The sequence below is a fragment of the Marinobacter sp. L-13 genome, from assembly GCF_056857715.1.
Map to the genome: position 1 here is coordinate 1 of NZ_JBSXNQ010000050.1, position 25359 is coordinate 25359.

General features: G+C 57.9%; 24 protein-coding genes. 7 read left to right on the forward strand and 17 right to left on the reverse strand.

The annotated features are described in order from the left end of the window. Positions 1-182: 182 nt before the first annotated feature. The 11 genes from AC13DD_RS07990 to AC13DD_RS08040 all read right to left on the reverse strand — a co-directional run bounded on the left by AC13DD_RS07990 (position 183) and on the right by AC13DD_RS08040 (position 9634). A complete protein-coding gene (locus AC13DD_RS07990; RefSeq protein WP_069182648.1) occupies positions 183-1100 on the reverse strand; it encodes a flagellar motor protein MotB in 918 nt (305 codons plus the stop codon). 2 nt (positions 1101-1102) lie between these two features. Next, entirely contained in the window at positions 1103-1873 is a 771-nt protein-coding gene (gene pomA / locus AC13DD_RS07995; RefSeq protein WP_069182649.1) for a flagellar motor protein PomA, read from the reverse strand. Positions 1874-1942: 69 nt separating this feature from the next. Then, positions 1943-2362, reverse strand: a complete 420-nt coding sequence (locus AC13DD_RS08000) for a YkvA family protein (RefSeq protein ID WP_482931046.1) — start codon at positions 2360-2362, stop codon at positions 1943-1945. 74 nt (positions 2363-2436) lie between these two features. Next, a complete protein-coding gene (locus AC13DD_RS08005; RefSeq protein ID WP_136630685.1) occupies positions 2437-2694 on the reverse strand; it encodes a TIGR03643 family protein in 258 nt (85 codons plus the stop codon). Between the two features lie 72 nt (positions 2695-2766). Beyond that, entirely contained in the window at positions 2767-3360 is a 594-nt protein-coding gene (locus AC13DD_RS08010) for a tRNA-uridine aminocarboxypropyltransferase (RefSeq protein WP_227514451.1), read from the reverse strand. A 6-nt stretch (positions 3361-3366) separates the two neighbouring features. Beyond that, positions 3367-5028 (reverse strand): phytoene desaturase family protein, encoded by a 1662-nt coding sequence (locus tag AC13DD_RS08015; protein ID WP_069182652.1) that lies wholly within the window; start codon positions 5026-5028, stop codon positions 3367-3369. Further along, positions 5019-5519 (reverse strand): DUF6231 family protein, encoded by a 501-nt coding sequence (locus AC13DD_RS08020; RefSeq protein ID WP_069182653.1) that lies wholly within the window; start codon positions 5517-5519, stop codon positions 5019-5021. Before AC13DD_RS08020 ends, AC13DD_RS08015 begins: the two co-directional genes overlap by 10 nt. A 17-nt stretch (positions 5520-5536) precedes the next feature. Beyond that, positions 5537-6859, reverse strand: a complete 1323-nt coding sequence (locus AC13DD_RS08025) for a DASH family cryptochrome (RefSeq protein WP_069182654.1) — start codon at positions 6857-6859, stop codon at positions 5537-5539. A gap of 215 nt (positions 6860-7074) precedes the next feature. Further along, positions 7075-7824, reverse strand: a complete 750-nt coding sequence (locus AC13DD_RS08030; RefSeq protein ID WP_069182655.1) for an SDR family oxidoreductase — start codon at positions 7822-7824, stop codon at positions 7075-7077. Positions 7825-7855: 31 nt separating this feature from the next. After that, positions 7856-8977 carry an alkene reductase gene (locus tag AC13DD_RS08035; protein ID WP_069182656.1) on the reverse strand — a complete coding sequence of 374 codons (1122 nt, stop codon included), beginning with the start codon at positions 8975-8977 and terminating at the stop codon, positions 7856-7858. A 69-nt stretch (positions 8978-9046) separates the two neighbouring features. Further along, positions 9047-9634, reverse strand: coding sequence for a TetR/AcrR family transcriptional regulator (locus AC13DD_RS08040; RefSeq protein WP_069182657.1), 588 nt, complete (start codon positions 9632-9634; stop codon positions 9047-9049). Between the two features lie 115 nt (positions 9635-9749). Between AC13DD_RS08040 and AC13DD_RS08045 the strand changes: the two genes are divergently transcribed. Further along, entirely contained in the window at positions 9750-10862 is a 1113-nt protein-coding gene (locus AC13DD_RS08045; RefSeq protein ID WP_069182658.1) for an S-(hydroxymethyl)glutathione dehydrogenase/class III alcohol dehydrogenase, read from the forward strand. A 76-nt stretch (positions 10863-10938) separates the two neighbouring features. Here the strand turns inward: AC13DD_RS08045 and AC13DD_RS08050 are convergent, their stop codons facing one another. The 6 genes from AC13DD_RS08050 to AC13DD_RS08075 form a co-directional block, all read right to left on the reverse strand. Continuing rightward, the gene (locus AC13DD_RS08050; protein WP_069182659.1) at positions 10939-11535 is read right to left on the reverse strand and encodes an antibiotic biosynthesis monooxygenase; all 597 of its coding nucleotides are present in this window, start codon (positions 11533-11535) and stop codon (positions 10939-10941) included. A 74-nt stretch (positions 11536-11609) separates the two neighbouring features. Next, on the reverse strand, positions 11610-12938 hold the full coding sequence (locus AC13DD_RS08055; RefSeq protein ID WP_069182660.1) for a DUF1329 domain-containing protein: 1329 nt from the start codon (positions 12936-12938) through the stop codon (positions 11610-11612). Positions 12939-12953: 15 nt separating this feature from the next. Continuing rightward, positions 12954-14870 carry a DUF1302 family protein gene (locus tag AC13DD_RS08060; protein WP_136630686.1) on the reverse strand — a complete coding sequence of 639 codons (1917 nt, stop codon included), beginning with the start codon at positions 14868-14870 and terminating at the stop codon, positions 12954-12956. A gap of 41 nt (positions 14871-14911) precedes the next feature. Then, positions 14912-17377, reverse strand: a complete 2466-nt coding sequence (locus AC13DD_RS08065; protein WP_069182662.1) for an efflux RND transporter permease subunit — start codon at positions 17375-17377, stop codon at positions 14912-14914. A gap of 2 nt (positions 17378-17379) precedes the next feature. Further along, positions 17380-18378 carry a WD40/YVTN/BNR-like repeat-containing protein gene (locus AC13DD_RS08070; protein ID WP_083231746.1) on the reverse strand — a complete coding sequence of 333 codons (999 nt, stop codon included), beginning with the start codon at positions 18376-18378 and terminating at the stop codon, positions 17380-17382. A gap of 259 nt (positions 18379-18637) precedes the next feature. Then, complete coding sequence (locus AC13DD_RS08075) at positions 18638-20341, reverse strand: sigma-54-dependent Fis family transcriptional regulator (RefSeq protein ID WP_136630687.1); 1704 nt, start codon at positions 20339-20341, stop codon at positions 18638-18640. A 369-nt stretch (positions 20342-20710) separates the two neighbouring features. Here AC13DD_RS08075 and AC13DD_RS08080 point away from each other — a divergent pair, with 369 nt between their 5' ends. From AC13DD_RS08080 to AC13DD_RS08105, 6 genes are all read left to right on the forward strand, one after another. Continuing rightward, the gene (locus tag AC13DD_RS08080; protein WP_136630688.1) at positions 20711-20968 is read left to right on the forward strand and encodes a phenol hydroxylase subunit; all 258 of its coding nucleotides are present in this window, start codon (positions 20711-20713) and stop codon (positions 20966-20968) included. A 53-nt stretch (positions 20969-21021) separates the two neighbouring features. Next, positions 21022-22023 carry an aromatic/alkene monooxygenase hydroxylase subunit beta gene (locus tag AC13DD_RS08085; protein WP_069182665.1) on the forward strand — a complete coding sequence of 334 codons (1002 nt, stop codon included), beginning with the start codon at positions 21022-21024 and terminating at the stop codon, positions 22021-22023. Next, the gene (locus AC13DD_RS08090; RefSeq protein ID WP_069182666.1) at positions 22020-22289 is read left to right on the forward strand and encodes an MmoB/DmpM family protein; all 270 of its coding nucleotides are present in this window, start codon (positions 22020-22022) and stop codon (positions 22287-22289) included. The genes AC13DD_RS08085 and AC13DD_RS08090 overlap by 4 nt, the downstream gene beginning before the upstream one ends. 14 nt (positions 22290-22303) lie before the next feature. Beyond that, entirely contained in the window at positions 22304-23839 is a 1536-nt protein-coding gene (locus tag AC13DD_RS08095) for an aromatic/alkene/methane monooxygenase hydroxylase/oxygenase subunit alpha (protein ID WP_136630689.1), read from the forward strand. Positions 23840-23911: 72 nt separating this feature from the next. Further along, positions 23912-24271: a phenol hydroxylase subunit P4 gene (locus AC13DD_RS08100; RefSeq protein ID WP_069182668.1), complete on the forward strand. Its 360-nt coding sequence runs from the start codon at positions 23912-23914 to the stop codon at positions 24269-24271. A gap of 15 nt (positions 24272-24286) precedes the next feature. Beyond that, positions 24287-25348, forward strand: a complete 1062-nt coding sequence (locus AC13DD_RS08105) for an NADH:ubiquinone reductase (Na(+)-transporting) subunit F (protein ID WP_136631159.1) — start codon at positions 24287-24289, stop codon at positions 25346-25348. Positions 25349-25359: the final 11 nt, after the last annotated feature.

A 25359-nucleotide genomic window follows, 5' to 3' on the forward strand; every position in this document is an offset into this window, starting at 1 on the left:
CAATGGGGGAAAGGGGGAGTTGTGCCTGAATGCCGGAAACTGGCTAAATAATCGCCAACTTCGACCATGACCACTCGGATCTGGCACTACCAGGCTTGGTCTGCGAAGGTTGTTGGAGCACTATGAGAAATCCGGGCTAGCATTGTGCGTTTTGGTGTCGGGCGCACCAAAATAGAGTGCGCTTACCAGCTGATTTCGTTTGATGTCGAGCTGTCGGATTCGATCCCGAGTGCCGACTGGTCATCGTCCGATTCGGACTGGATCAGTTCCCGGAGGCGAACCTCCTGTTCCTGCATCGGGCCGGAGAGATCAATGATGATTTCCACGCGCCGGTTCTTGGCCCGGTTTTCTGCTGAGCTATTCGGAACTCTGGGTTCGGTATCCGCCAGTCCGGTGACGGAAAGTCGCGTGGGTTCAACCTGGTCCCGGGCGACCAGCACGTTGGCCACCGCGGCGGCCCGGGCAGCCGACAGATCCCAGTTGCTGTAGAAGCGGTCGGTACGGATAGGCACGTTGTCGGTGTGGCCCTCAATGGTCAGGTCGCCGGGGATGCCCTCAATAACCTCGGCCATGTCCAGCAACAGGCCCTCAAATTCCCAGGTCAGCTGAGCCGAACCTGAGGGAAACGAACCTTTTTCTTCCACCCGGATCACGATCCGCCGCTGATCCTCGCTTACATTGATGCGCCCATCGGCGATCGCCGGCTCCAGCACCTTGAGGATTTCGTCCATGGTTTCCTGCAGCTGCTCTTCCATGGCAGCCTCCACGGCCATGTCGGTGGGGCTTTTCAGGGTCTGCAGCTCGGGGGCTTCCTCTGTGGTGGTCTGTTTGACCTCGTTGACCACGGTAGGCTCGGGCGGTGCGGGAGAAAACTTGTCGAAAATGGGGCTGGTACCCTTGGGTATTTCCAGGGCCGGCACGTCCCGCTGAACGCCGAAGGCTTTGGAGAGTTCACCGGCGATCTGCTTGAACTTCTGGGCATCAATCTCCGAGAAGGACAGCAGCAACACGAAGAAGCACATCAGCAGGGACATGAGATCGGCGAAGGTAACTACCCACGCCGGAATCCCCGGTTTTTCCTCTTCAGGCAATTCATCCATGGTCAGGCGCCTTCAGCTGCAGCCGCTTTCTCGCGTTCCTTGGGGGGCAGGTAGCTCGACAGCATCTGCTCGATGATCCGGGGATTGGTGCCTTCCTGAATGGCCACCAGGGCATCAATGTACAGCGACTGCATGCGCGCTTCCTCGGTCATCCGCAGGGAGAGCTTGTCGGCAATCGGAGTCGCGATCATGGTGGCAATCATGGCGCCATACAGTGTGGTCAACAGTGCGACCGCCATGGCCGGGCCGATGGACTTCGGGTCTTCCATGTTCGACAGCATCTGAACCAGACCAATCAGCGTGCCGATCATGCCCATGGCCGGCGCCACATCGGCCATGGCCGTGAATACCTTGGCGCCAGAACGGTTGTGGTCGAGGGTCATCAGGCGCTCCTTGTTCAAGAGCTCCTTGATGGTCTTGCCGTCCTGACCGTCCACCAGCATCTGTATACCCTGGGCCAGGAACGGGCTGCTGATCTCTCTATCCTCCAGCCCAAGAACGCCCTCTTTGCGGGCCACGTTGGCGATATCCACCAACTCTTCAATGCTGGCCTGGGTTTCCGGCAGCTTGAACTTGAAGGCCCGGGCGGCCGCTTTGAAGGCGCCAAGAAACTGGGCGACGCTGAACTTGGCCAACACCACGAACATGGTGCCACCCACGACAATCAGCAACGAGGCAGGGTTGATAAATACAGAAGGTGAAACACCAAGAATAACGGCGGATGCAATCAGCAGAATAGCGCCGGCAAGACCGATGAGAGTGGCTAAATCCACGACAACTCCAGATTTGATTCAGGTGTTCCTACAGCAGGGGCGGGAGAATACCGTCAGTTCAGAAATTAATCAATTCGCACTGACCCGGTTTTCAGATTCTTCCTGATGTTCCTTCCACTCAGCGTAGCGGAGCAGATCGGATTCTACCAGTTTCAGACACAGGGCCACGACGCCGGCATCGTCGATAAATCCGAAGCCGAACAAAAGGTCGGGAATGACATCCAGCGGGTTCAGCACGTACAGGAGTGCCCCTGCCACTGCCGCGATTGTCTTCCAGGGTACGCTCCGGTAATTGCCGTACCAGTAGTCGCGGATCATGGAAAACATCAGCTTGATGTCGCCGCTGAAGCGTGCCAGCTTGCCGCTACCCTTCACCTTTTCTTCAATCGCGCGCTGTCTTTCAAGCAGAGTCTCAAGGTCGGACCGGTGTACCTTGCTGGCCTCGGCATCGAGTTGCTCCCGGGCATCTTTCTGGTTGAACACTGCCATTGCGTTGGTTCCTTGCTTGTTACCTGAGTGTTCATGATCGCGCAGCCATGCCGGCAATGCCAATGGTGCGACGCTTACCGATGCTTGTACTGGGTCGGGCAATAGCCCCGACTCACCCCTTCGGGCCGCAACTGGCGGTGTTTGGTGCTGCGTCCGGTTACCCGCTTGCGCCAGAGCCGGAAGCTTGAAGTCTTCAGCTCACGTCGCATCAGGCGGATGACGTCTTTCTCCTGAAGGCCATAGAGGGCTTCGATGGCCTCGAAGGGTGTGCGATCTTCCCAGGCCATCTCGATAATGCGGGAGAGGTCTGCAGAGTCGAATTGCGCGGACATGGGGTGCTCTCGGTTTTGTTCAGGTTTCCGGAGATTACGTCCGCATCGGCCGCTCGTCTCACCCGCATCGGTTTATTGATAATGCTTGTGCAGCCGGGCCGGGATCTGGGCGAGCTGTTTGTCCACCAGTGAGCGCACGGCTCTGGAAATGGGCCGGGTATCCAGGCCCGGCTCGACCACGTTCAGCAGATAGGCAACCGCCTCTGCTGTGGCCAGGTGTTGCTTGCCCGGGGCCTTTCGGATGGCGTAGGCAGACGCCGGAGGTTCCGCCAAATGGAAGCGGGGCAGCGCCGCCAGGGCAGGATTCTGATGCAGGATCTTTGCGGCCTTACGCCAGGTTCCGTCCAGAATGATCCAGTGATGGATGTCATGGAGGTTTGCGCATTCGAGCGTGTCGCTGCCGGGACCGGGGAACAGCAGCGCGGAATGTCCGGCTTCTGTGTGTGGATTGAAGCCGGCCTGGTCAAAATCGTCTGGCGTCTCGCCCTGGAAAACGTCGACTCTGGCGAGGCATTGGGCCAGTATGCGCACGGTACCCTTGGGGTGACCCACCTCGGTTGGGTGTTGAAGGACCGAAACCCGGGTACTGTTCGGCACCGGGGCACAGGCTTCACAGACACAGATATTCAGGTGCATGCCGCAATCGGCACAGATCGGCCTGGGCAACGCCTGTTACCCCACAAAAATACGTTTTGCCAACCCGGCGCCGCGCCAGCCCTGGATGGCCAGGGTGCTGACCAGCCCACCAATCATCGCGCCCACCACGCCGCAGGTAAGGATGTCCTGGCCGGTGAGATAGAGCCCGGGAATGTCGGTTTTCGGTTTCAGCCAGTCCTGTTCGAAGCGCTCAGGGTTGTGGTCCAGACCGTAGAGCTCGCCCCGACCATAGCGGCAGAACCAGGCGGTAGACAGCGGCGTGGAGGTCTCCACGTAATCCACTTTGCCCCGAAGCTGCGGGAGTTTCTCGTACATCACTTCCAGCAATTGGTCGGTAATTTTCTGCTTAAGGACCTCATAGTCTTCCCCGCGCTTGCCCCAGGTAGTGTCCTGCCAGGGCTCGAACATCTCCCAGGTGGTTGGTGCGACAATCTCTATGGTGGAGGTGCCAGGCCAGCGGTTCTGGTAGTCCGGGTCCTTGGCTGCCGGGAAGGAAATATACACCACCGGAAACTCGGTGTTTTCCGGATCATCCAGGAACTGTTGCACGTTGCTGTCGTGATCGGCGCTCGGGTAGATCCAGAAATTGGTGCGCGGCAGCCCGAGCGCTTCCGGAGTTCCTTTCAGGCCGATGTAGAGCCCGATATGGGGCATGGAGGGAATAATGTGCCGGCGTTTGCGCTTGTAGCCGATTTTTTCTGCGGCCTCAGCCGGCAGCAATTTTTCAAAGGTGTTGATCACCCCGGCGTTGCTGATGACCATTGGTGCCCGGATTTCCTCACCGTCGGCCATGCGCACGCCGGTTGCCTTGCCCTTCTCGACCAGGATGTCAGTCACATCGGCGTAGGTGAATACCTCACCACCGGGCTGCTGGATGACGGGGATGATGGTTTTTGCGATCTCCGACGCGCCGCCAACCGGATAGAAGCCACCGTAAAGGTAGTGCTTGGCGATCAGCGCATGAACCATAAAGCTGGATTGCTTCGGTGTGACGCCGCAATCGCCCCACTGGCCGGTGATCGCACCGATCAGTTCCTGGTTGTCGGTCAGTTCGCTCAAAACGTCCCAGGTGGTCTTGTTGAAGTAATCCGGTAAGGCCATATCCAGGCCTTTATGAACGAGCGGGCTCAGAAGTCCGGGCGTGAGCTTGGAAAGCGTATACCACTGCATGCCGTCGGCTACCTTCCCCAGCAGTTTTACATACTGGTCGATGGCTCCCTGTTCATCCGGGAAGGCATCCAGCAAGGAGAGCCGAAGGCCCTCCTTGCCGGCACGCAGATTGACGACCTTGTCTCCCAGAAAGAAACGGTCGTAATTCTCATCCATGGGTGCCCATTCCAGTTTGCCGTCGGTAATGTAATCGAACAGTCGCCGGCCCAGGGTATTGGGTGAGCCCATATCGCCAATATAGTGAACGCCCACGTCCCACTCGTAACCGTTGCGGGCGTAGCTGTGGGTGTAGCCGCCGGCGGTGTAATGCTGTTCGAGTACCAGCACCTTCTTGCCGACCTTGGCCAGGCAAGCGGCCGTTGTCAGGCCGCCAATGCCGGAGCCGATTACAATGGCGTCGTAAGGGCCTTTCAGTCGGTTGGCCCGGTAACGGGTACCGATCCGGATCGTACTGGGTTTGAGTTTTCGGGAAGACGGACTGCTCACTTCTGCGCTTTCTACCACCATGCTTTGCCCCACATTTCCGGATTGGCCCAGTTCTCTGGATTGTTCCAGGCCCGCTTGTGGTTGTAAGTATCCAGATTGTAGGTGTACAGCGTCAGTGCACCGTTATCATTTTCCAGTTCGGCATGGCGACGGAAGCCAAGGCCGATGAAGTCCGTAAACGCCCAGTCGGGAGCCTCTCCCACAAGAACCGCAATCTGATGGGTGCCATAGTTCCTGAGTTGTCCCAGCAGAAGGGCGCCTTCGTCGTGGGGCAGATGTTCGAGGGTTTCGGTAACCAGGGCCAAGTCTGCCACCCGGTCCAGGAGCAGGTGGGCATTGGGGTCGATGGTGTCCAGTGTGTGAACGTCAACGCCCTTCTGATATTTCTGCCAGATCCGTGAGACTTCGGTCGCGAGGTTGCCGCAACTGAGCAAGGTAGAGGGAGAGCTGGTATCGATGATGCGAGCCAGGGTCTCACGTGCCGTATTGCCGTTGTCCTTCCTATCCGTCATGGCTGTTCGCCTTATTGCTACAAGGGCCAGTCTGCCGCATCCACTGTGTGTAAACCTACAGGCTGTTCCGCGTGTCCGCCCCAGCGGTCAATGAAGGTGCCGGTGGGATCGTACTGCTGCGTCTGTTTTTCCAGATTGAATTGCCGCAGGCCTCTCGGGTCCGCCCCCACGCCAGCCAGGTACTGCCAGTTGCCGTAGTTGCTCCCTACATCATAGTCGATCAACTGCTCTTCAAACCATGCCGCTCCGTATCGCCAGTCGAGGCCCAGTTCGTTGATGAAACAGCTTGCTACCAGTTGCCGGGCCCGATTGCTCATGTAACCGGTTTCACGCAGCTGATTCATGGCCGCGTTTACGATTGGGTATTCTGTGTTGCCCTGGCACCAGGCCTTGAAACGGTGGCCATAGAAGGTGCCGTGTCGACGCTTGCGCTGGACGCCATCCCGGCGGAACAGGTTGGCGCCGTGTTTCAGGGCGTACCAGTAGAAGTATTCCCGCCAGAGCAGTTCGAACCAGAGCCAATAGGTGGATTCGTTTTTGGTCTCACTGGCTTCGTACTCTGTGATGGTTTCCGCCACTTCGCGAACCGAGAGACTGCCGTTGGCCAGCCAGGGCGAGAATTTTGAGGAGGCGTCCCAGGAGTCCAGGGCGTTGCGGGTCTCCTTGTAGCGGTCAATGTTGTGGTTGCCGTACAGGAATTCCCGAAGCCGCTCCACGCCAGCTGTTTCACCCCCCATAAACTGCAATGGATGCATCGGCTCTGGTATCGGCGGGCAGTCGCCGCGATTGTCCTCCGGGAACCCTGGTGGCGGAGGCAGGGCTGTCAGAGTGCGGATACGCAAACGCTCGGTACAGCGTTCTCCGGTTTTCTCAACCTGCTTGCGGAACTGGGAAAAGGTGTCCGGCAGATCCTGCAGGGTCATGGGCAGGGAGCCCTCGGTAAACAGGCTCAGGGTTTCGAATTGCTGGAACAGGGTCTGTGGCAGTTTGTCCTTGATCGCGCGCCACTGGCCAGCTTCCCGGGTGCCCGGCAACCGCGACCGGACAACCCGGGCAATACGGTGGGCATGCACCAGCTCGGGGACCACGGCTTCCGGCTCGCCATAGGCAATATGCAGGCGCTGGCCAAGCGTCCGCAGGGTTCGCTCCAGCGCCATCAGGCTCTGCCAGAGGAAGCGCCAGCGATGATCGCCCATGGCTTTGCTTTGCAGTGGCCCCGGTGCGAACCAGCGGGGATCAACAACGTAGACACATAAAAGCACGTCGGACTTCGAGGCCGCCAGCAACGCGGCGTTGTCGTGCAGGCGAAGATCCCGGGTAAACCAGTAAAGCGTATGCAAGGTGGATGCTCCTTGGCCTTTTGATTCAACCCTTCAGATACGTACCAGATTCGGAAAAGTTTTTGGGGGCGCAACAATGATATGTGATGTGCGTGGGAACTTCGCAGGTAGGTGGTGATCTTTCGAGGATTTTGATGAGACTGGCCGTGGATCTTTTGCACCAACGCTGCCCTTGCGGGGCAGCATGGTGCAGGGTTCGAGGATCGAGAGAAGTTCTACAGCTCCTGAGCCGTCGGCCGCAGGATGATTTCATTGATATCGACATCCGCCGGCTGCTCGATGGCATAGACAACTGCCCGGGCCACGGCATCGGAATCAATGGCGACTTCGTAGAGCTCATCCGCCGCCTTTTTCGCGTCGGGATCAGTGATGGTGCTGGTGAGCTCGGTGGCGACGGCTCCCGGCGAGATGTTGGTGCTGCGGATCTCGTCGCCGCCTTCCATACGAACGCCTTCGGACAGCGCCTTCACCGCATATTTGGTGGCGCAGTAGACGGCGGCACCGGGGAAGACCTTGTGCCCGGCGACCGACGACAGGTTGAGGATGTGCCCGCTGTGCTGTTCCCGCATGGTCGGCAGTACAGCGGCGATACCATACATCACGCCCTTGATGTTGACGTCTACCATCTGTTCCCACTCATCAACCTTGAGGGCGTCCAGCGGTGCCAGGGGCATCAGCCCGGCGTTGTTGACCAGCACATCGATCCTGCCAAACGCCTCTTTTGCCGCAGCGGCCAGAGACTCAACCTGATTGCGGTCGGTCACGTCGGTGACCTGCCAGATGGCTTCGGCGCCCCGGGATTTGAGATCTTCCGTCAGGTCTTTCAGGCGGTCCTCCCGGCGTGCTGCGAGTACCAGCTTGGCGCCCCGGTCTGCCAGGCGGCGGGCCGTGGCTTCACCGAGACCACTGCTGGCGCCGGTAATAATCACTACTTTGCTGTTGATCGGGTCATTGGTGTTGCTCATGGTTTGTCTCCTTTGGGAATGAAAGCGCTGTTCAGGCGCTTTTTTCGAGTTCTATCAGTGTCGGGTAGTCGGTGTAACCGTGTTCATCACCGCCATAGAAGGTGCTGTCGTCCCAGTCGTTCAGGGGCGCGTTCTGGCGGAAGCGCTCCGGCAGATCCGGGTTGGCGATAAACGGGCGGCCGAAGGTGACCAGATCGCACCGGCCTTCGTCGATACGCTTTCGGGCCTCGTCGGCGGTGTAGGCGCCATTGGCAATGTAGGTGCCCTTGAAGCCGGCGCGGATCGCGTCGATGACTTCTTCCGGGCGGCCGTTCGCGTGATTGCCCTGGAAGGAGTCTTCCACCACTTCGATGTAGGCAATGCCCAGGTCGTTCAGGTGCCGGGCGAAGGTACCGAAGGTTTCGGCCGGGTTGTCGTCGTCCATGGCATTGAAACTACCCGTGGGGCTGACGCGGACGCCGACCTTGTCCTTGCCCCAGACGTCGATAACCGCTTCGACGACCATCAATGGCAGGCGCAGACGGTTTTCCACCGAGCCACCGTATTCGTCAGTGCGATGGTTACTGCCGCTCTTGATGAACTGGTCCAGCAGATAGCCGTTGGCCGCATGGACTTCAACGCCGTCAAAGCCGGCTTCTTTTGCGTTCAGCGCACCCTGGCGGTACTGCTCGACAATGTCGGTCATTTCCGCGGTTTCCAGGGCCCGGGGCTCCGGGATATCCACCATGCCGGAGTCGGCACTGATGAAGGTCTTGGCACCTTCGGGCTTGATGGCAGAAGGCGCAACGGGCTTTTCACCGTTCGGTTGCAGGTCCGGATGGGAAATCCGGCCCACGTGCCACAGTTGCATGTGAATTCGGCCGCCGGCCATGTGCACCGCCCCGGTTACCTTCTTCCAGCCTTCAATCTGTTCCTGCGAATGAATGCCGGGGGTAAAGGCATAGCCCTTGCCTTGCGGCGAAACCTGGGTGGCTTCACTGAGAATCAGGCCAGCGCTGGCCCGCTGCTGATAGTAGCGGGCGTTCATGTCGTTGGGGATATCCCCGGGCTGGCTTGAGCGGGAACGTGTCAGTGGTGACATCAGAATCCGGTTGGGCAGGGCCAGTTCGCCCAGATGGTGCGGTTGAAAAAGTGGATCGTTCTGGTTGCTCATCGGGCATCCTCCTTCAGGATCAAATGATATTAATTAGACCAGTCTACTAGTCGGCAATCGAAAAAAATTTCAGCCGATGTTCAGGCAGTGTTTGAAAAAGACTCGCACGAACCTCTCCATGGGTTCGGTGGACTTGAGGACCTTCGAACGCAGGATGGCGCCTTCCCAGCCGGACAGAAGAAAACTGGCGGCGTCTGCCGCGTCGATGTCGGCGCTGATGTCTCCGGCCTGCTGGGCAGCACGGATGCAATGCTCAAAGCGTCTTTCCCAGCTGGCGAAGACCGAGTCCAGCCTCTGCCGGAAGGCTTCGTTCTGTCCCGCCAGTTCCTGGCCCAGGTTGCCGATCAGACAGCCCCGGGTGTACTCGCAGCTGGTCATGGTTTCAAAGCCGGTGTCGAAGTAGGCGCGCAGCCGGTCGACGCAGGAGCGGCTGGTGTCATTGAGAATCCGATCCAGTTTGGCGTCGTATTCCTCCGCGAAGGTATCAATGACCGCCAGGCCGAAATCATTCTTGCTGCTAAAGTAGTGGTAGAACGACCCCTTGGGTACGCCAGCTGCGGTCAGCACGGCGTTGATGCCTGTCGCACCAAAGCCTTTATGGCCGATCAGGTCGGCGCCGGTGTGAATAATGTGAGTGCGGGTGTCGGTTGACGTCATATTTGCTATAGTAGACCAGTCGTCTAGTAATCGTCAAACCGTCAATCTGTCAATTCATCATACAAAGGGAATCAGCAATGCCCGAGATTCCTGACAGAACCAGAGGAGCATGCCAGTGATCAAATCCCGTGCCGCGGTGGCCTTTGAAGCCAACAAGCCGCTGGAAATCGTTGAAGTGGATGTCGCCCCGCCGCAAAAAGGTGAAGTGCTGGTGCGCATCGTTGCCACCGGCGTCTGCCATACTGATGCCTACACCCTGTCGGGCGCCGACCCGGAAGGCCTGTTTCCGACCATCCTCGGCCACGAAGGCGGTGGTATTGTGGAGGCCGTGGGCCCGGGCGTGAAAAACCTGGAAGTGGGTGACCACGTGATTCCGCTTTACACCGCCGAGTGTGGCGAGTGCAAGTTCTGCACCTCCGGCAAGACCAACCTGTGCGGCGCCGTTCGGGCCACCCAGGGCAAGGGCGTGATGCCGGACGGCACCTCCCGCTTCTCCTACCAGGGCAAGCCGCTGTACCACTACATGGGTTGCTCCACCTTCTCCGAGTACACCGTGTTGCCCGAGATCTCCCTGGCCAAGATTCCCAAGGAAGCGCCCCTTGAGAAGGTGTGTCTGCTCGGTTGCGGCGTGACCACCGGCATCGGTGCGGTGATGAACACGGCCAAGGTGGAAGAAGGGGCAACGGTAGCCATCTTCGGCCTGGGTGGTATCGGCCTGGCGGCTATCATCGGTGCCACCATGGCCAAGGCCAGTCGCATCATTGCCATCGACATCAACCCGGGAAAGTTCGACATCGCCAAACAGCTGGGTGCGACCGATGTGGTCAATCCCAACGACTACGACAAGCCGATCCAGGAAGTGATCGTTGAAATGACCGACGGCGGCGTGGACTATTCCTTCGAGTGTATCGGTAACGTCAAGGTGATGCGCGCCGCCCTGGAGTGCTGCCACAAGGGGTGGGGCGAATCCGTCATCATCGGCGTCGCCGGCGCCGGCGAGGAAATCAGCACCCGTCCGTTCCAGCTGGTCACCGGCCGGGTCTGGAAAGGCTCAGCGTTTGGCGGCGTGAAAGGCCGTACCGAGTTGCCGGGCTACGTGGAAAAAGCCGAAAAGGGCGAGATTCCGCTGGATGTGTTCATTACCCACAACATGCCGCTGGAAGACATTAACAAGGCGTTTGACTTGATGCACGAGGGTAAGAGCATCCGGTCGGTTATTCATTTCTGAGTCGGTCGGGAGCGGGTCAGCGCGGCCTGGCTTGCTCCCTGACTTTGCTCTTGTCAGGCATCCATGAATCGTTCGCTCAACGGGAGGGTCCCTTCTGTCGGGGAAACAACCAGAAGGCGAACCATTTCGTCATTCTGGGCATCAACACATAACTCATTAACCCCATCACCACGATTGTGACGATCATCGTCCGCAGCAATAGTGGCACCTGGGCCAGCAGGTCTCCGAAAATGACGAACACCAGGGTCACAGCGGGGTAAAGTGCCAGCCAACTGACAATAGTCATCTTCCATTTGGGTGGTGGTTGCACCGGGTTCTGGCCGGGCAGGGTGAACCAGGTCACGATGCCGGAGGTGACTTCCCGTTCGCTGGGCTGCACCAGCAGGCTTTCGATCTGTTCCAGCAGCTCGGCGCGTTCTTCCGATTCCTCCCAGGTGGTCAGGGTTTCCCGGTCCCGGAACTTGAAGACAATCCGGTACTCGGGATCGTCAGGGGAAGCTGGCCGGAACATGGCCGTGCCCAGGTAACCTGGAAAACGGGATGCCCGCTCGGTCATCTGGCTACTTAACGCTTCAAACGCTTCTTGCTGGCCCTTCCTGACCCTCCGCGAAACAACTACGGTGAGGGGCGCCGTTGAATCCTGTTCGCCAATGGCAGACTGATTATCGGTCATGTTCGATATCCTCCATAGTCCAAAAAAGGGGCCCGCCGAAGCGGGCCCGAAAGAGGAGCAACAATGATGCCCGGTTAACTGCCCGTGGCGCGCAGGTACTGAACGTTGAACATGTTGGGCGGCGACATTTCAGGATCCACCTGGCCCTTGAACTGGCCAGTGGTGCAGTGGCTGGCCTGCACGTCGATCATGCTGAAGCTGTCGTCGATGGAAACACCGGTGCCCTTGTTCTTGGCCAGGTGATGGTCCGGATGGGCCTGGCCAATGGTGAAGGTTTTCCAGAGGCTGCCTTTACGGTCATAGGAGACGGTGCGCGGAATGGTGAAGGTCTGGGCGTCCATAAAGTGCACGCGCTTGGACAGCGGATGGCTCTCATCGACCGGCACAGACTCGACCTCATAGACCTTGCGAAGCTGCCAGGTGATATCCGGGAAGCATCCGCCCTGGCCGCTGAAGGCAACCACCTGGTAGCCGTCGCTGTCACTGTGGGTTTCAGAGTCCAGCTTGAGCTCATTGTGGTTGTAGAACGGCATCAGCATGTAACGGGTACCCTTGTAGGTCCAATCCATGTCGGAAATCCTGCCGTTGTAGCCTTCGAAGTCCTCGATCATCAGGTCGGAGCCCAGGAAGGCGTCGGTGACCTGACCGGTGGCCAAACGACGGACGCGACGTTGAAAACCGAGGTACAGCCAGGAGTTGTCGCGCTTGAGGTCATCCGCAGCCCGGTGAATGAGCAACTGGGTGTCGCGTACGTCAGCCGGATCCAGTACCTGCACGTAAATTGCACGGAAAAGATCAGATGGGTTCGGTGTAATTTCCGGAGTGGGTTCCTGGTTTACACGGCCTTTATAGTTGAGGAAGTGGAAGTTGAATTTGATCGTCCGTTCCACATCGCCCGAGTTCATGTCACGGTATTTCCAGTAGAACGGAGAGATAGCGGCGCTATCGCCCCAGTTGTAGCCGTATTTGTAGTTCCAGGCCAGCTTTTCACCGGCACGGGGGTCCTCTGAACTGGGTTCTTCCGGAAATGGCCGCCCTGCCTGCCAGCCATTTATTTCGCCGACCTTCTCGCCCAAGGTGACCTGGTCCATGGCCAGCCTTGTAGCTTCCACGTAGCTTGGATGAAGGTCGAACGAGGTGGTCTCGCCCACAACAATGGTGGTCCAGCCCTGCTCAATGAAGCCGTAGAAGGCCGGATCAATGATTTCTTTGAACTGGGCTACGTTGCTCTGGTCGATCACCATGCCTGGTTCGAGCCCCTCAAAGCCTGGTGTCTCGGTCTTGTAGGGGTAAAAAGACTCGGTAATTGTCGCCTCGTCCGCGAACGCGGCGGTGGCCATCAGGCTGGCAGTGCAGCCCGCAACTAGTGTGCGTTTGAAGGTATTCATTGTTTTTTGTCTCATGGTGTTACCTCGTGATCAGAAGCTGTAGCGAACGGTCAGCTGAACTTCGTCTTCTTCCTGGGCCATGCCGATCGGACCGGACTTGAAGCGGCCGAGGGGTTCATAGCCGCCCAGACCGGCGGACTCACCTGGTTGGTGATTGACCACACCCGGTGTCTGGGTGAACGGATCCCAGGGGTTACAGGAACGGCAGTCGTCGAATTTGCGGGCACCGTCCCCGACTTTCACGTTGGCGCCGGCGGTCACCCGGAACCGGTCCGTCACGATCCAGTCAACACTCGGGGCTAGCGTGGTGGCCTGGGCGCGGAAGTCGTGAGCCGTAATCAGTTTCGGGATAAGACGGTTGTTCATGTAGAAGCCCTGAATCAGCAGGGTGCCAATCCAGTTGTGCTCCCAGTCCGGAATGCCGGCCTCACCATAGGTTCTCTGCTCACGCTCGTGATCAAGAATGTGCTGGCCGAAGATCTGGCCGGAGAACAGGAACGACTGGTTTTCGTTCAGGAAGGGAATGAACACGTTCTTGTCTGCGCCAATAACGTAACGTGCCACGTCAGACTCGGAATAGAGTCTCTCGCGCAGGGTGTTGGCAAACTCCTCGCCCGAGGTGTAGGCGGTCTCGAACCGGAATACGGTGTCGATGCCCTGGGAGTAGTAGTCGAGGGAGCCACCCACCAGGTTGACCCGCGGGAAGTGGATATCAAAGGCGATCAGGGACGGATAAACGTCTGTTGTACCGTCAAACGGGTTCTGGGCTGGAATGCCGCCACGAAGCGAGGGCAACTGGGAACGGTAGGTCAGGGCGTTCAGGGAGAAACCCAGGTCGCCATAGACACCTTCCAGTTTCAGGCCCAGCTGGGTATTGGACAGCTTCCAGCTCGGCATATTGGCGCGGCGGATACCGATCTGGCCGGGGCCGAAGTCGGTGGCCAGACCACCATCGGGTGTGGCGCCTGCAAAGTTGGCCACGGTGCTGCCATTTTCCCAGAGGTTGTTCATGCCCCGGAAGAAACAGCCGGCGTCGAGGATCACGTTGGGCTGGCCGCACTGGCCGATGTCGTGGGGACGGAACTCGTCGAAGTTCCACACCACCTGGAAGTTCAGGTCGTCAAAGGCAAAGCCTTCGAACACTTCCGTCGGGCCCATACGGTAGTCCGTTTTCAGGATCCACATGGGAATCCGGATATCTTCCAGCTCGTCGTAGATGTTGTTGCGGGAATAGTCCACCGGGTTGATCACATCCAGGACCCGGAACAGATCGGTGCGGCCCCAGATGACCTGCTGTTTACCCAGACGGGTGCTGAGTACGTTGCCACTGTCGAAGTTAAGATCGAAATCAACATAGAGTTCCCGGATGAAATCCAGACGGTCATTGAACTCCTGGAAACGCAGCTCATCTTCGTCCTTGTCGAGGTAGTCATCGATACAGCCGCGGCTGTCGACGTCACAGGGACGTACGGGTACGCCAAAAGCAACGCCGTTGTCCTGATCATGCAGGTGCTCGCCGAGAACTACCATGCCGTCGTTGGGGTTCTCATTGATGTCGAAACCGAAGAGCGGTGTGGGCGCAATACCGCCTCCGTGAGGAACCGAGCCCTGGGCAATGTCCTGGAGCTGAACCGGCCCGCCGGCTTCACTGCCGTATTCGTCATCATTGAGGTCGTAGACACCGTCGTAAGTACCGCGAAGCGTGCCGTTTACGGAGACATTGCTGAAAATGCCCACGTTCCCTATCCGTTTTTCCCCCTCGAGCTGAATGGTGTTCCGGAATTTGGAGAGCCCCACTCCGTCACGTGCGTAGGTTGCGTTCTCATAGAAGCCATTGATCCTGGTGTCCTCCGCGGCAACAGTGCCGGGCAGCGCAGCCAGGGTGAGTGCAGTGGTGCTGGAGAATACAGCGCACCACAGACTCAGGCCTTTTATTTTTGTTTGCATGGCAGATCCTCGTTTGGGTTGTTATGGAGGCTTGCCCCGGGTCAGGCCCGGGACGTTGCTCCGGCTACGTATCCTTCACCGTCCTGACGGTTGCTGGCCGGTGATGGAGTCGGTTCGGGACGTTGACGGTCGGCATGGAGAATGCCGTCTTCGTCTGCGTAGACGTTGGTAATGAAGCGGGGTTTGAACACCAGCACCCAGGAGGGCACCAGCAGCATGGCGGCGATGCCGTTGATCACGATCATCACGCACAGCAGCATGGCGGCGTCGGACTGGAAGCGCAGGTCAGAGAAAATTACCCACATGATGATGCCGGCCATCAGGGTGAGCGCGGTGAAACTGATGGCCATGCCGGTAGTGGCGATGGCCCGGCGTACCGCTTCGCGCAGCTCGCCACACTTGGCCATCTCCTCGCGTATGCGATCCATCATGTAGATGGAGTAATCAATGCCGACGCCTATGCCGACGGCAATCACGGGCACGGTATTGATGTCGATACTGAGTCCGTACAGGCCCATGTAGGCATAGGTCAGGGTGGTGGCGAACAGCATTGCCAACAGCATCATCAGGCCGGCGTGCCAGGAGGTATAAAACAGCATCACGAAGGCGAAAATGAGCAGGAACACTAGCGGCAGCACGATCATGTTGGTGTCGAACGCCGATTCGTTCATGGCTGCGGCAACGCCGAGCGTTCCGCCGGCCAGCCGGATGGTCAGTCCCTCGACGCTGTCACCGTTTTCGGCGATCCATTCCTTGGCCATGTGAATGGCCCGGCGGATGGTTTCGCCCTGGCGGTCCTTGTAGAAGAACACCAGATTGGCGACACGGTCGTCGGTGTCATTGAACTCATCCAGGGCGCCGGGAATCGGGCTTGATGCCATGTAGGTGAACATCAGGCCGCCCACATAGCGCTGATCGTGGGGAATCTGATACCAGCGTGGATCGTCGTTATGCATCAGCCGGTTTACCTGCTTTACCAGGTCGGGCAGACCCTTGGATCCGCCAACACCGGGATCGGTGAGCATGTGGGCCTGGAAATCTGACAGTGCCTTGAGGACTTCCGGCCGCTTGAGGCCGCCTTTCTCGTCGGTTTCGGCGATCACATACAGCTCCTCGGAGCCGGGGAAGCGGTCATTCACCACGCGGGAGGAGATGTTGTAATCGTGGTCCGGGTACAGGATCGGAGAACCGGGTTCGGAGTCGCCGATCTGGACGTTGGACGCCGCAAGGACGCCGGCACCCATCAAGACTGCCGCCGCTGCCAGTACAATTTTTGCCCGTCCGGGGCGAGTCACGGTTCGTGAGCAGCTGCTGCCGATATAGCGCAGGGCGGTCTCGCGCATCTCGGCATTCTTTGGTGTGGGCAGGATCGAAAGCAGCAGGGGAACACCGATCAGAACCGTGAAGACAACGGTGATGGCCCAGAGAGAGGCATAGATCCCCAGGTGGGTGTTCAGGGGAATCGAGCCAATGGCGATCAGTGACAGGCCGATGGCGTCAGACACCACGCCCAGGGAGCCGGGGCGGAACAGGCTGTCAAAGGTAGCCTTGGCGGCCTTTGGGCCCTCGCCCAGCTCGCGGGTTTCTGCGTAATAACGTTCTACCAGCTGAACACCGTGGCTCATGGCCCGGGCAGCAATCAAAAAGGGGATGACCAGCCCGAGCGGGTCCAGGTTGTACCCGAGCAGGCTGATGATCCCAAGGCCCCAGATCGTGGAGATCAGAACGCCGCCCAGGGGAATCAGCACCCCATAGGCTTTGCGGAAATGGAAAACCAGCAGTGCCAGCATGGCCAGAACGGTGAAGATGAAGATCTGCAGAATCTGGTCCATGTAGGTGTAGGCCCAGCCAACAAGTACGGGCTGGCCTGTGGCGTAGATGGTGACGTCGTCACCGGCCTCCTGCTCGCGGAGCTGCTGCAGTTGCGCGAATGTCTTCTCGTAGTCGAGCTTGCCTTCGATCAATTGTGCTTTGACTAGAGCCATTCTGAAATCCGGAGACACCAGAGGCCCATAGACTCTTGGGTTTGCGGCCACTGCAGCCTTCATTTCACTCAGGGCCTGTTCGGAATACTCGCCTCGGGTGGAGTCGTAGTAGGGCTCGGAGTTAATGCTGCCTACTTCAGTCAGCCAGATCTCCCGGGAATTGCGGTGCGTAACGCTCGCAACCAGGTTGTGGTTCACGCCGGGCAGGTTATCGACCGCCTGTGTTACCCGGTCGATGGTTGCCAGGTTCTCATTGGAAAAGATGTCGCCTTCGGCGAATTCAACACCGACCACCAGAACGTTGGCGCCGCCAAAATCGTCCTTGATGCTGTTGTGCAGCTCGATGTAAGGATGCTGCTGGGGCAACAGATCGGCGAAGTCCGTGAAGATTTTCAGCCCCGGAATCCGTAGCGCGAAAAACAGCGTCAGGATGGCGATCAGCGACAGGACCTTCCGAGGATTCCTGAAAATCCAGAGTTCCAGCTGGTGCAGGAAGTGCGTGAATCTGTGCAGTCCGGCCATGATCAGTTACCTCGGTTGTTGCTGGCCACTGAGGCCACGGGAATGTCGAGTTGAAGGAGCAGACCGCGGCCTCCGGCTACCAGGAGCTGGTTGTCTGCGAGAACCACGCCGTCGCGCAGGTAAAGGGGCTGGTTGGGTGTTTCAAGACCTGTCCAGCTGCCTCCGGACAACGCCAGAACCGTGGCGTTATCACCCAGGGCAAACAGGGCATTGCCGGCCTTGACGAAGCCAAACACCGGCATGCTGGTGTCGGTAGGCTGGCGGTCCCAGGTTTCTCCGCCGTCGGTGGTGTGGTAGATAAAACCGTTCAGGCCACCAACCCAGCCTTCGTCTGCTGATTCGAAGTAAGCTGCATGGGGATAGAATTCGTCCGGTAGATAGCCGGCGTAATCCCAGGTCTCGCCACCATCCAGGGTTTTCAGAACCAGGCCATATTCTCCGGTCGCAAGTGCCGTTTCCGGATCGAGGAACTGGAGGTTGGTCAGAATGGCGTCCTCATTCAGGGAAGTTTCCTGCCAGGTCGTACCCTGATCCGATGAGCTCTGCAGCGTGGTGAAACTGCCGCCCGCCCACCAGGTGCCGTCGGGCGCGCAATCGGCGGTCATCATCTGCTCCTGGCTCGGAAGCTCATGGGCAGTCCACTGGGTACCGGCAGGGTTCCCGTGCCAGAGCTGATTGTTGAAGGTCAGGGCGATGAAACTGCCGTCCGGGCAGGCATCAAGGGAAAGAAAACTCTCGGTGGTTTGCACCGGGACCCGTTGCCAGTCCGAACCGCCGTTCTCGCTCACAAGCAACGCGCCGTTGTTGCCGGCGATGGCGACAATTTGATCGTTCCGGGCGACGGACTGGAAAAAATCGGTTCGCTGAATGGCTTGCTGGGACTGTTGTCGTACCGCTTCAAGATTCAGCGGCGCCTCGCAACCGGTCAGCAGCGCGGACGCACTCGCAAGAGCGAGCGTGACTGGAACTTTGCCGCGAGGATATTCCATGGGGTATGGCATGTTATGTCACCGTCTTTGTTTTTGTGGAAAAGCGACTGACGGTGGTTCAGCAACGGCTGTGCCAGAACGGATTTAAACGATCTAAGCTTTTGAAAATAAAATTAAAAATGCTTTGTGCTTGGCAGGTTTTGATTTTCGATAACGTGGGATTACAGCGTTGATTTTTATCAAATGATCAAGCGCTGGGCTGGGTTGTCCATTTCGTCATAGTCGGTGTGAAGGAGGTGTAACTTCCATGTCGCAGATACTCTTTGAAGAATCAGCTTTCATCGAGAATGCCAGTTTTTTTAAGGCGATAGGCGAGAGCGGGACGGGTCAGCCCCAGAATTCGAGCAGCCCCTGAGACATTCTGATTCGCCTGTTCCATGGCCTGCCGCATCAGCGTTTCTTCCACTTCCTCCAGGCTGATTCCGCTGTTGATGATATGATCAGACCAGCTTTCCTCCTTGCCGGCAGCCTGGCCGACGCAGACATTACCGTCTGCATCAATTCGTTCTATGGGCATTGGCTCCGATGGAGGAGGCGAGACGAACAGGGCATCCTGACTGATGGATTCGTTGTTGTCAGTTAGGATGACACCGCGCTCGATGACATTCTCAAGCTCCCGTATATTGCCCGGCCACTGATAGTTCATGCACAGCGCCAGGGCTTTGTCCGATAACCCCAGAGTGCGTTTTTCATACTGGGCGTGGAATTTTTCCAGGAAGTGGCCGACCAGCAAAGGCAAATCTTCAAGTCGTTCCCGCAAAGGTGGGATTCTCACCGGGAAAACGTTCAGGCGATAAAATAGGTCGGCTCTGAAGCGGCCGTCCTCGACTGCCTGTTCAAGGCTCTCGTTGGTGGCGGCGATCACTCGAACGTTGACCTTTCGGGTGCGATTGTCGCCCACTCTTTCAAGTTCACTTTCCTGTAATACTCTGAGCAGGGTGGCCTGGGCTCGGGGAGTGAGCTCCACAACCTCGTCCAGAAAGATGGTTCCACCGTTGGCGCGTTCGAAACGCCCTTCTCTCGACTGGTTCGCACCCGTGTAGGCGCCTTTTTCAACGCCGAAAAGTTCCGCCTCAATCAGATCCGGCGGAATGGCCGCGCAATTCACGGCGATGAAGGGCCCATCAGCCCTTGCGCTTCGCAAATGGACGCTGCGAGCTATTACTTCCTTGCCGACGCCTGTCTCGCCCAGGAGAAGTACCGATACCTTTCCCTGTGCGGCCTTGTCAATCATCCGGCACACCTTGTTATAGGATGCGGACTGGCCAATGCCGTAATACTGGCCTTCTTGCCGCTGAAAGGAGCTTCGCAAGGAGTTTAATTGTGCCTGAAGATCGTAAAGCTCTTCGATGATCGGATCCGCTTTGAAGTAGCGGGAGAACTCTTTCCCGTCCTTCCATTGCTCCGCAGGTTTACCCTCGATCATGCATTTCTCATCGCCACAGCCCCGGCAGCTGACTTCCCGGAAGATGATTTCCCGGCCCATGAACGATGAGGTATAGGCGCAGGCATACCCCAGCAGTACCCAGCAGGCCGGTTCTTTCATAAGACCCAGCTCGGTCTTGCAGATCTCCACTTCCCAGGAGTCGATCCATTCAAGGCGTCCGTAAAAATCTCCGGTTTCCTGGTCCAGATCGATCTCCAGTGGAACGACTTTCACCATACCCTTCAGCGAGTGAAGTTGCGGACCGGCCAGAAAAATATCCAGCTCACTGCAATGAGGCCTCAGCTTGCGGGCCAGCTCAGCATCCTTGAGCCCAGAGAGATAGCCAAGCCTTAGGAAGAATCCCTTGGCTCTCTCAATGCCCATGCTATTAACGATCTCGCGACGGAATGCTGCCAATGAACTGAGATTCATCAACAGCATACGCTGTTCGCCAAACCAGATTTTGCCCTCCGTGGATTGAAACTGGATCTGGTCCGTGAGATCCCTGAAGTCTGAATAACTCAGCTGTGGCTTGTAGCTTGCAGCCATGGTGTTCACCCCTTTTGTTGTTGTCGGCGGGGACTGCTCTTTTCGGAGAGCCTGTTGGCATTTCGCTTAAATAGTTAATACCTGATCGATGTCACAAATCAACCAAATGATAAAAAACTGCTTGCAGCAGGGCGAGATCAGAGCGTCTCAGCATTTGGTTATTCGGGCGGGGGAAATTGATCATTTAGTAAAAAGATAGCCGCGGAAGCAGCAGGTATTCTCCAAGAACTATTCACGCTGATTCATTTCGAATGACTGATAACTGTTTGAAAAACAGTTGGATGGATATTTGCGCTCGGCTTTTTGACGGGTTTGGCACACGCGTTGCTCGTCCCCTCCCAGACAACAACAAACCCAGTGGTGCAAATCATGACCAGCGAGACACGAGCCAAATCCTTTGACGAGATGACCCGCTATATCCGGGTTCGCAGCGAGCCGGGCGACAAGTTCGTGGAATTCGACTTTGCCATCGGTCACCCGGAGCTGTTCGTCGAACTGGTTCTACCCAGGGAGGCGTTCGAAATCTTCTGCAAGCACAACAACGTGGTCCACATGGACTCCGACATGATCCGCCAAATCGACGAAGACATGGTCAAGTGGCGGTTCGGGGAGCGCGGCCAGCGTTAATGAGCAACATCCATCAACGTTCTGTTCCACAAAAACAACACGGTAAGGTTGATATGACTATCGAAATAAAGACCAACTCGGTGGAGCCCATCCGTCAGACCTACGGCCACATCGCACGCCGTTTCGGAGACAAACCCGCCACCCGCTACCAGGAAGCCAGTTACGACCTGGAGGCGAAAACCAATTTCCACTACCGCCCCCAGTGGGATCCGAATTACGAGCTCAACGACGAGCGGCGTACCGCGATTCGCATGGAAGACTGGTATGCGGTGACTGATCCGCGCCAGTTCTACTACGGGGCATACGTCGGCAATCGCGCCAAGATGCAGGAGGCCGCCGAGACCAGCTATGGCTTCTGCGACAAGCGTAACCTGCTGACCCGTCTGCCGGAAGAAACCCGCACCATGCTGCTGCGTCTGTTGGTTCCCCTGCGTCACCTGGAGCTGGGCGCCAACATGAACAACAGCAAAATCGCAGGTGAGGCCACCGCAACCACGGTATCCCAGATGCATATCTACCAGGCCATGGACCGTCTCGGTATCGGCCAGTATCTCTCGCGAATTGCCCTGATGATTGACGGGACCACCGGTGCCGGGCTCGACGAGTCCAAGGGTTACTGGATGGACGATGCGCTCTGGCAACCCATGCGCAAGCTGGTGGAAGACACCCTGGTTGTCCAGGACTGGTTCGAGCTGACCCTCATTCAGAACGTGCTGATGGACGGCCTGCTGTTCCCGCTGGTTTACGAAAAGATGGACCAGTGGTGGGAAGAGCAGGGTGCCGAAGACGTTTCCATGCTCACCGAGTTCATGCGCGACTGGTACAAGGATTCCCAACGCTGGACCAACGCCATGGTCAAGGTGGTTGCCGGCGAAAGCGAAGCCAACCTCCAGCAGCTCCAGACCTGGGCCGACCAGTGGGAGCCGGAAATCTACAACGCCCTGAAGCCGCTGGCGGAAGCATCCGTTGGCGTGGAAGCCCTCGATGAGGTCAGGGCGCAACTCGCCACCCGTCTCAAGAAGTTCGGGCTCAACACCCAGGGAGTATCGGCATGAGCCAGCTCGTATTCATCGCATTCCAGGACAACGACAACGCCCGCTACATGGTGGAAGCCATTCAGGAAGACAACCCTGAAGCGGAGGTTCAGCACCAGCCGGCAATGATCCGGATCCAGGCCGAAAAGCGCCTGGTGATCAACCGGGAGACCATGGAAGAAAAGCTGGGCCGCGACTGGGATGTCCAGGAAATGCTTATCGATGTCATCAGTATTGGCGGCAACGTCGACGAAGACGATGACCACTTCATCCTTGAGTGGAAATAATCGGGAGACACATCATGGCTGTTAAAAACAAAAAGTTGAACCTGAAAGACAAGTACCAGTACCTGACTCGGGACATGGCCTGGGAGCCCAGCTACCAGAAGAAAGAGGACATCTTCCCGGACGAGCAGTTCGAGGGTATCAAGATCACTGACTGGTCCCAGTGGGAAGACCCGTTCCGTCTGACCATGGATGCCTATTGGAAGTACCAGGCGGAAAAAGAGAAGAAGCTGTACGCAATTTTTGATGCCTTTGCCCAGAACAACGGCCATCAGAACATTTCCGATGCCCGCTATGTCAACGCCCTGAAACTGTTCCTGACCGGCGTATCACCGCTTGAACATGCGGCGTTCCAGGGTTATGCCAAAGTAGGCAGACAGTTCAGTGGTGCCGGTGCACGCGTGGCCTGCCAGATGCAGGCCATTGACGAGCTGCGTCATTCCCAGACCCAGCAGCACGCCATGAGCCACTACAACAAGCACTTCAATGGCCTGCACGATGCTGCCTACATGCACGACCGGGTTTGGTTCCTGTCGGTGCCCAAGTCGTTCTTTGACGATGCTCGCTCGGCCGGCCCGTTCGAGTTCCTGACCGCTATCTCGTTCTCCTTCGAGTATGTGCTGACCAACCTTCTGTTCGTGCCCTTTATGTCCGGCGCCGCCTACAACGGCGACATGGCCACGGTGACCTTTGGTTTCTCGGCTCAGTCTGATGAGGCGCGGCACATGACCCTGGGCCTTGAGGTGATCAAGTTCATCCTGGAGCAGCACGAGGACAACGTGCCCATCGTTCAGCGCTGGATCGACAAGTGGTTCTGGCGCGGGTTCCGCCTGCTCAGCCTGGTCAGCATGATGATGGACTACATGCTGCCGAACAAGGTTATGAGCTGGGCCGAGGCCTGGGAAGTCTATTACGAGCAGAATGGCGGTGCCCTGTTCAAGGATCTGGAACGCTATGGTATCCGTCCGCCCAAATACCAGGACGTGGCCAACGATGCCAAGCATCACCTGAGCCATCAGCTGTGGACCACCTTCTACCAGTACAGCCAGGCCACCAACTTCCACACCTGGATTCCGGAAAAGGAAGAAATGGACTGGATGTCCGAGAAGTACCCGGAGACTTTCGACAAGTACTACCGTCCCCGCTACGAGTACCTGGCGAAAGAAGCCGCCGCTGGCCGGCGCTTCTACAACAACACCCTGCCGCAGCTATGCCAGGTGTGTCAGGTACCCACCCTGTTTACCGAGATGGGTGCGCCCACCAAGCTGAGCCATCGTCAGCTGGTGCATGAAGGCGAGCGCTACCACTTCTGCTCCGAAGCCTGCTGCGACATTTTCAAGGATGAACCGGAGAAGTACGTCCAGGCCTGGTTGCCGGTGCACCAGATCTACCAGGGCAACTGTGAGGGTGCCGACGTCGAGACAGTGGTGCAGAAGTACTACCACATCAATATCGGCGAGGACAATTTCGAGTACGTAGGGTCCCCAGACCACAAGCATTGGCTTTCCATCAAGGGCCAGAAACCGGCTGACCAGAGTAAAGACGCAGCCTGACAGTGACCCGGGAATCGCCCGGCTGCCTGGGGCGTCGGGCGAACCACGCACAAAAACAACAAGGTGACCACCATGAGTGTTAACGCGTTATACGACTACAAGTTCGAACCGAAAGACAAGGTTGAGAACTTCAATGGCATGCAACTGCTGTATGTCTACTGGCCCAATCACTTGCTGTTCTGCGCGCCGTTTGCGTTGCTGGTGCAGCCGGATATGACGTTCGGCGATCTCGTCGAGACCGTTATCAAACCGGCAGCTGCCGCCCATCCGGATGCCGCCAAAGCCGACTTCCTGAATGCCGAGTGGCTGCTGAACGATGAACCGTTCACGCCGCGGGCTGACGCCAGCCTGAAAGACAACGGCATTGATCACAAAAGCATGCTCACGGTCACCACGCCGGGGCTGAACGGCATTGCCGACGTCGGTTACTGAGCGGGGAGAAGTGCCATGAGTCATACCGTGACTATCGAGCCTATCGGCGAGCAGATTGAAGTGGAGGACGGCCAGACCATCCTCCAGGCCGCGCTCCGCCAGGGTGTCTGGCTGCCCTTCGCCTGCGGTCATGGCACCTGCGCAACGTGCAAGGTCCAGGTGTTGGAAGGCGACGTGGAGATTGGCGACGCCTCGCCCTTTGCCCTGATGGACATTGAGCGGGACGAGGGCAAGGTGCTTGCCTGCTGTGCCACCGTTGAAAGTGACGTGACCATCGAAGCAGATATCGATGTCGATCCGGATTTCGAGGGATACCCGGTGGAGGACTACACCGCTACCGTGACAGACATCGTCGACCTGTCGCCCACCATCAAGGGTGTTCATCTGAAGCTGGACCGCCCCATGACGTTCCAGGCCGGCCAGTACATCAATATCGAATTGCCGGATGTGGACGGCCCCCGGGCTTTCTCACTGGCCAACCCGCCCAGCAAGTCCGACGAAGTGGAACTGCACGTTCGCCTGGTGCCTGGCGGTGCTGCCACCACCTACATCCATGAACAGCTCAAGGTCGGCGAAGAGCTGAACCTGTCCGGCCCCTACGGGCAATTTTTTGTCCGCAGCTCCCAGCCGGGCGATCTGATCTTCATTGCCGGCGGCTCCGGCCTTTCCAGCCCGCAGTCCATGATTCTGGACCTGCTGGAGCAGAACGACGAGCGCAAGATCACCCTGTTCCAGGGTGCCCGGAACCAGGCCGAGCTTTACAACCGCGAGTTGTTCGAGGCGCTGGCCAGGGATCATGAGCACTTTACTTACGTGCCCGCACTGAGTGATGCCGACGACGACACCGATTGGCAGGGCTTTCGGGGCTATGTCCATGAAGCCGCCAAGGAGCACTACGACGGGCGGTTTGCTGGCAACAAGGCCTACATGTGTGGACCGCCCCCGATGATTGATTCCGCAATTACCGCGTTGATGCAGGGACGGTTGTTCGAGCGGGACATTTTCATGGAGAAGTTCCTGACGGCTGCAGATGGTGCGGAAGACAACCAGCGTTCGGCGCTTTTCAAGAAGATCTGATGCGGAGGAAG

Excerpts from the sequence above, each read along its gene's own strand:
- AC13DD_RS07990 (WP_069182648.1), bottom strand. The coding sequence starts at position 1,100 with ATGGATGAATTGCCTGAAGAGGAAAAACCGGGGATTCCGGCGTGGGTA.
- AC13DD_RS08000 (WP_482931046.1), bottom strand. The coding sequence starts at position 2,362 with ATGGCAGTGTTCAACCAGAAAGATGCCCGGGAGCAACTCGATGCCGAG.
- AC13DD_RS08005 (WP_136630685.1), bottom strand. The coding sequence starts at position 2,694 with ATGTCCGCGCAATTCGACTCTGCAGACCTCTCCCGCATTATCGAGATG.
- AC13DD_RS08015 (WP_069182652.1), bottom strand. The coding sequence starts at position 5,028 with ATGGTGGTAGAAAGCGCAGAAGTGAGCAGTCCGTCTTCCCGAAAACTC.
- AC13DD_RS08020 (WP_069182653.1), bottom strand. The coding sequence starts at position 5,519 with ATGACGGATAGGAAGGACAACGGCAATACGGCACGTGAGACCCTGGCT.
- AC13DD_RS08030 (WP_069182655.1), bottom strand. The coding sequence starts at position 7,824 with ATGAGCAACACCAATGACCCGATCAACAGCAAAGTAGTGATTATTACC.
- AC13DD_RS08035 (WP_069182656.1), bottom strand. The coding sequence starts at position 8,977 with ATGAGCAACCAGAACGATCCACTTTTTCAACCGCACCATCTGGGCGAA.
- AC13DD_RS08040 (WP_069182657.1), bottom strand. The coding sequence starts at position 9,634 with ATGACGTCAACCGACACCCGCACTCACATTATTCACACCGGCGCCGAC.
- AC13DD_RS08050 (WP_069182659.1), bottom strand. The coding sequence starts at position 11,535 with ATGACCGATAATCAGTCTGCCATTGGCGAACAGGATTCAACGGCGCCC.
- AC13DD_RS08055 (WP_069182660.1), bottom strand. The coding sequence starts at position 12,938 with ATGAGACAAAAAACAATGAATACCTTCAAACGCACACTAGTTGCGGGC.
- AC13DD_RS08060 (WP_136630686.1), bottom strand. The coding sequence starts at position 14,870 with ATGCAAACAAAAATAAAAGGCCTGAGTCTGTGGTGCGCTGTATTCTCC.
- AC13DD_RS08065 (WP_069182662.1), bottom strand. The coding sequence starts at position 17,377 with ATGGCCGGACTGCACAGATTCACGCACTTCCTGCACCAGCTGGAACTC.
- AC13DD_RS08070 (WP_083231746.1), bottom strand. The coding sequence starts at position 18,378 with ATGCCATACCCCATGGAATATCCTCGCGGCAAAGTTCCAGTCACGCTC.
- AC13DD_RS08075 (WP_136630687.1), bottom strand. The coding sequence starts at position 20,341 with ATGGCTGCAAGCTACAAGCCACAGCTGAGTTATTCAGACTTCAGGGAT.
- AC13DD_RS08080 (WP_136630688.1), top strand. The coding sequence starts at position 20,711 with ATGACCAGCGAGACACGAGCCAAATCCTTTGACGAGATGACCCGCTAT.
- AC13DD_RS08085 (WP_069182665.1), top strand. The coding sequence starts at position 21,022 with ATGACTATCGAAATAAAGACCAACTCGGTGGAGCCCATCCGTCAGACC.
- AC13DD_RS08090 (WP_069182666.1), top strand. The coding sequence starts at position 22,020 with ATGAGCCAGCTCGTATTCATCGCATTCCAGGACAACGACAACGCCCGC.
- AC13DD_RS08095 (WP_136630689.1), top strand. The coding sequence starts at position 22,304 with ATGGCTGTTAAAAACAAAAAGTTGAACCTGAAAGACAAGTACCAGTAC.
- AC13DD_RS08100 (WP_069182668.1), top strand. The coding sequence starts at position 23,912 with ATGAGTGTTAACGCGTTATACGACTACAAGTTCGAACCGAAAGACAAG.
- AC13DD_RS08105 (WP_136631159.1), top strand. The coding sequence starts at position 24,287 with ATGAGTCATACCGTGACTATCGAGCCTATCGGCGAGCAGATTGAAGTG.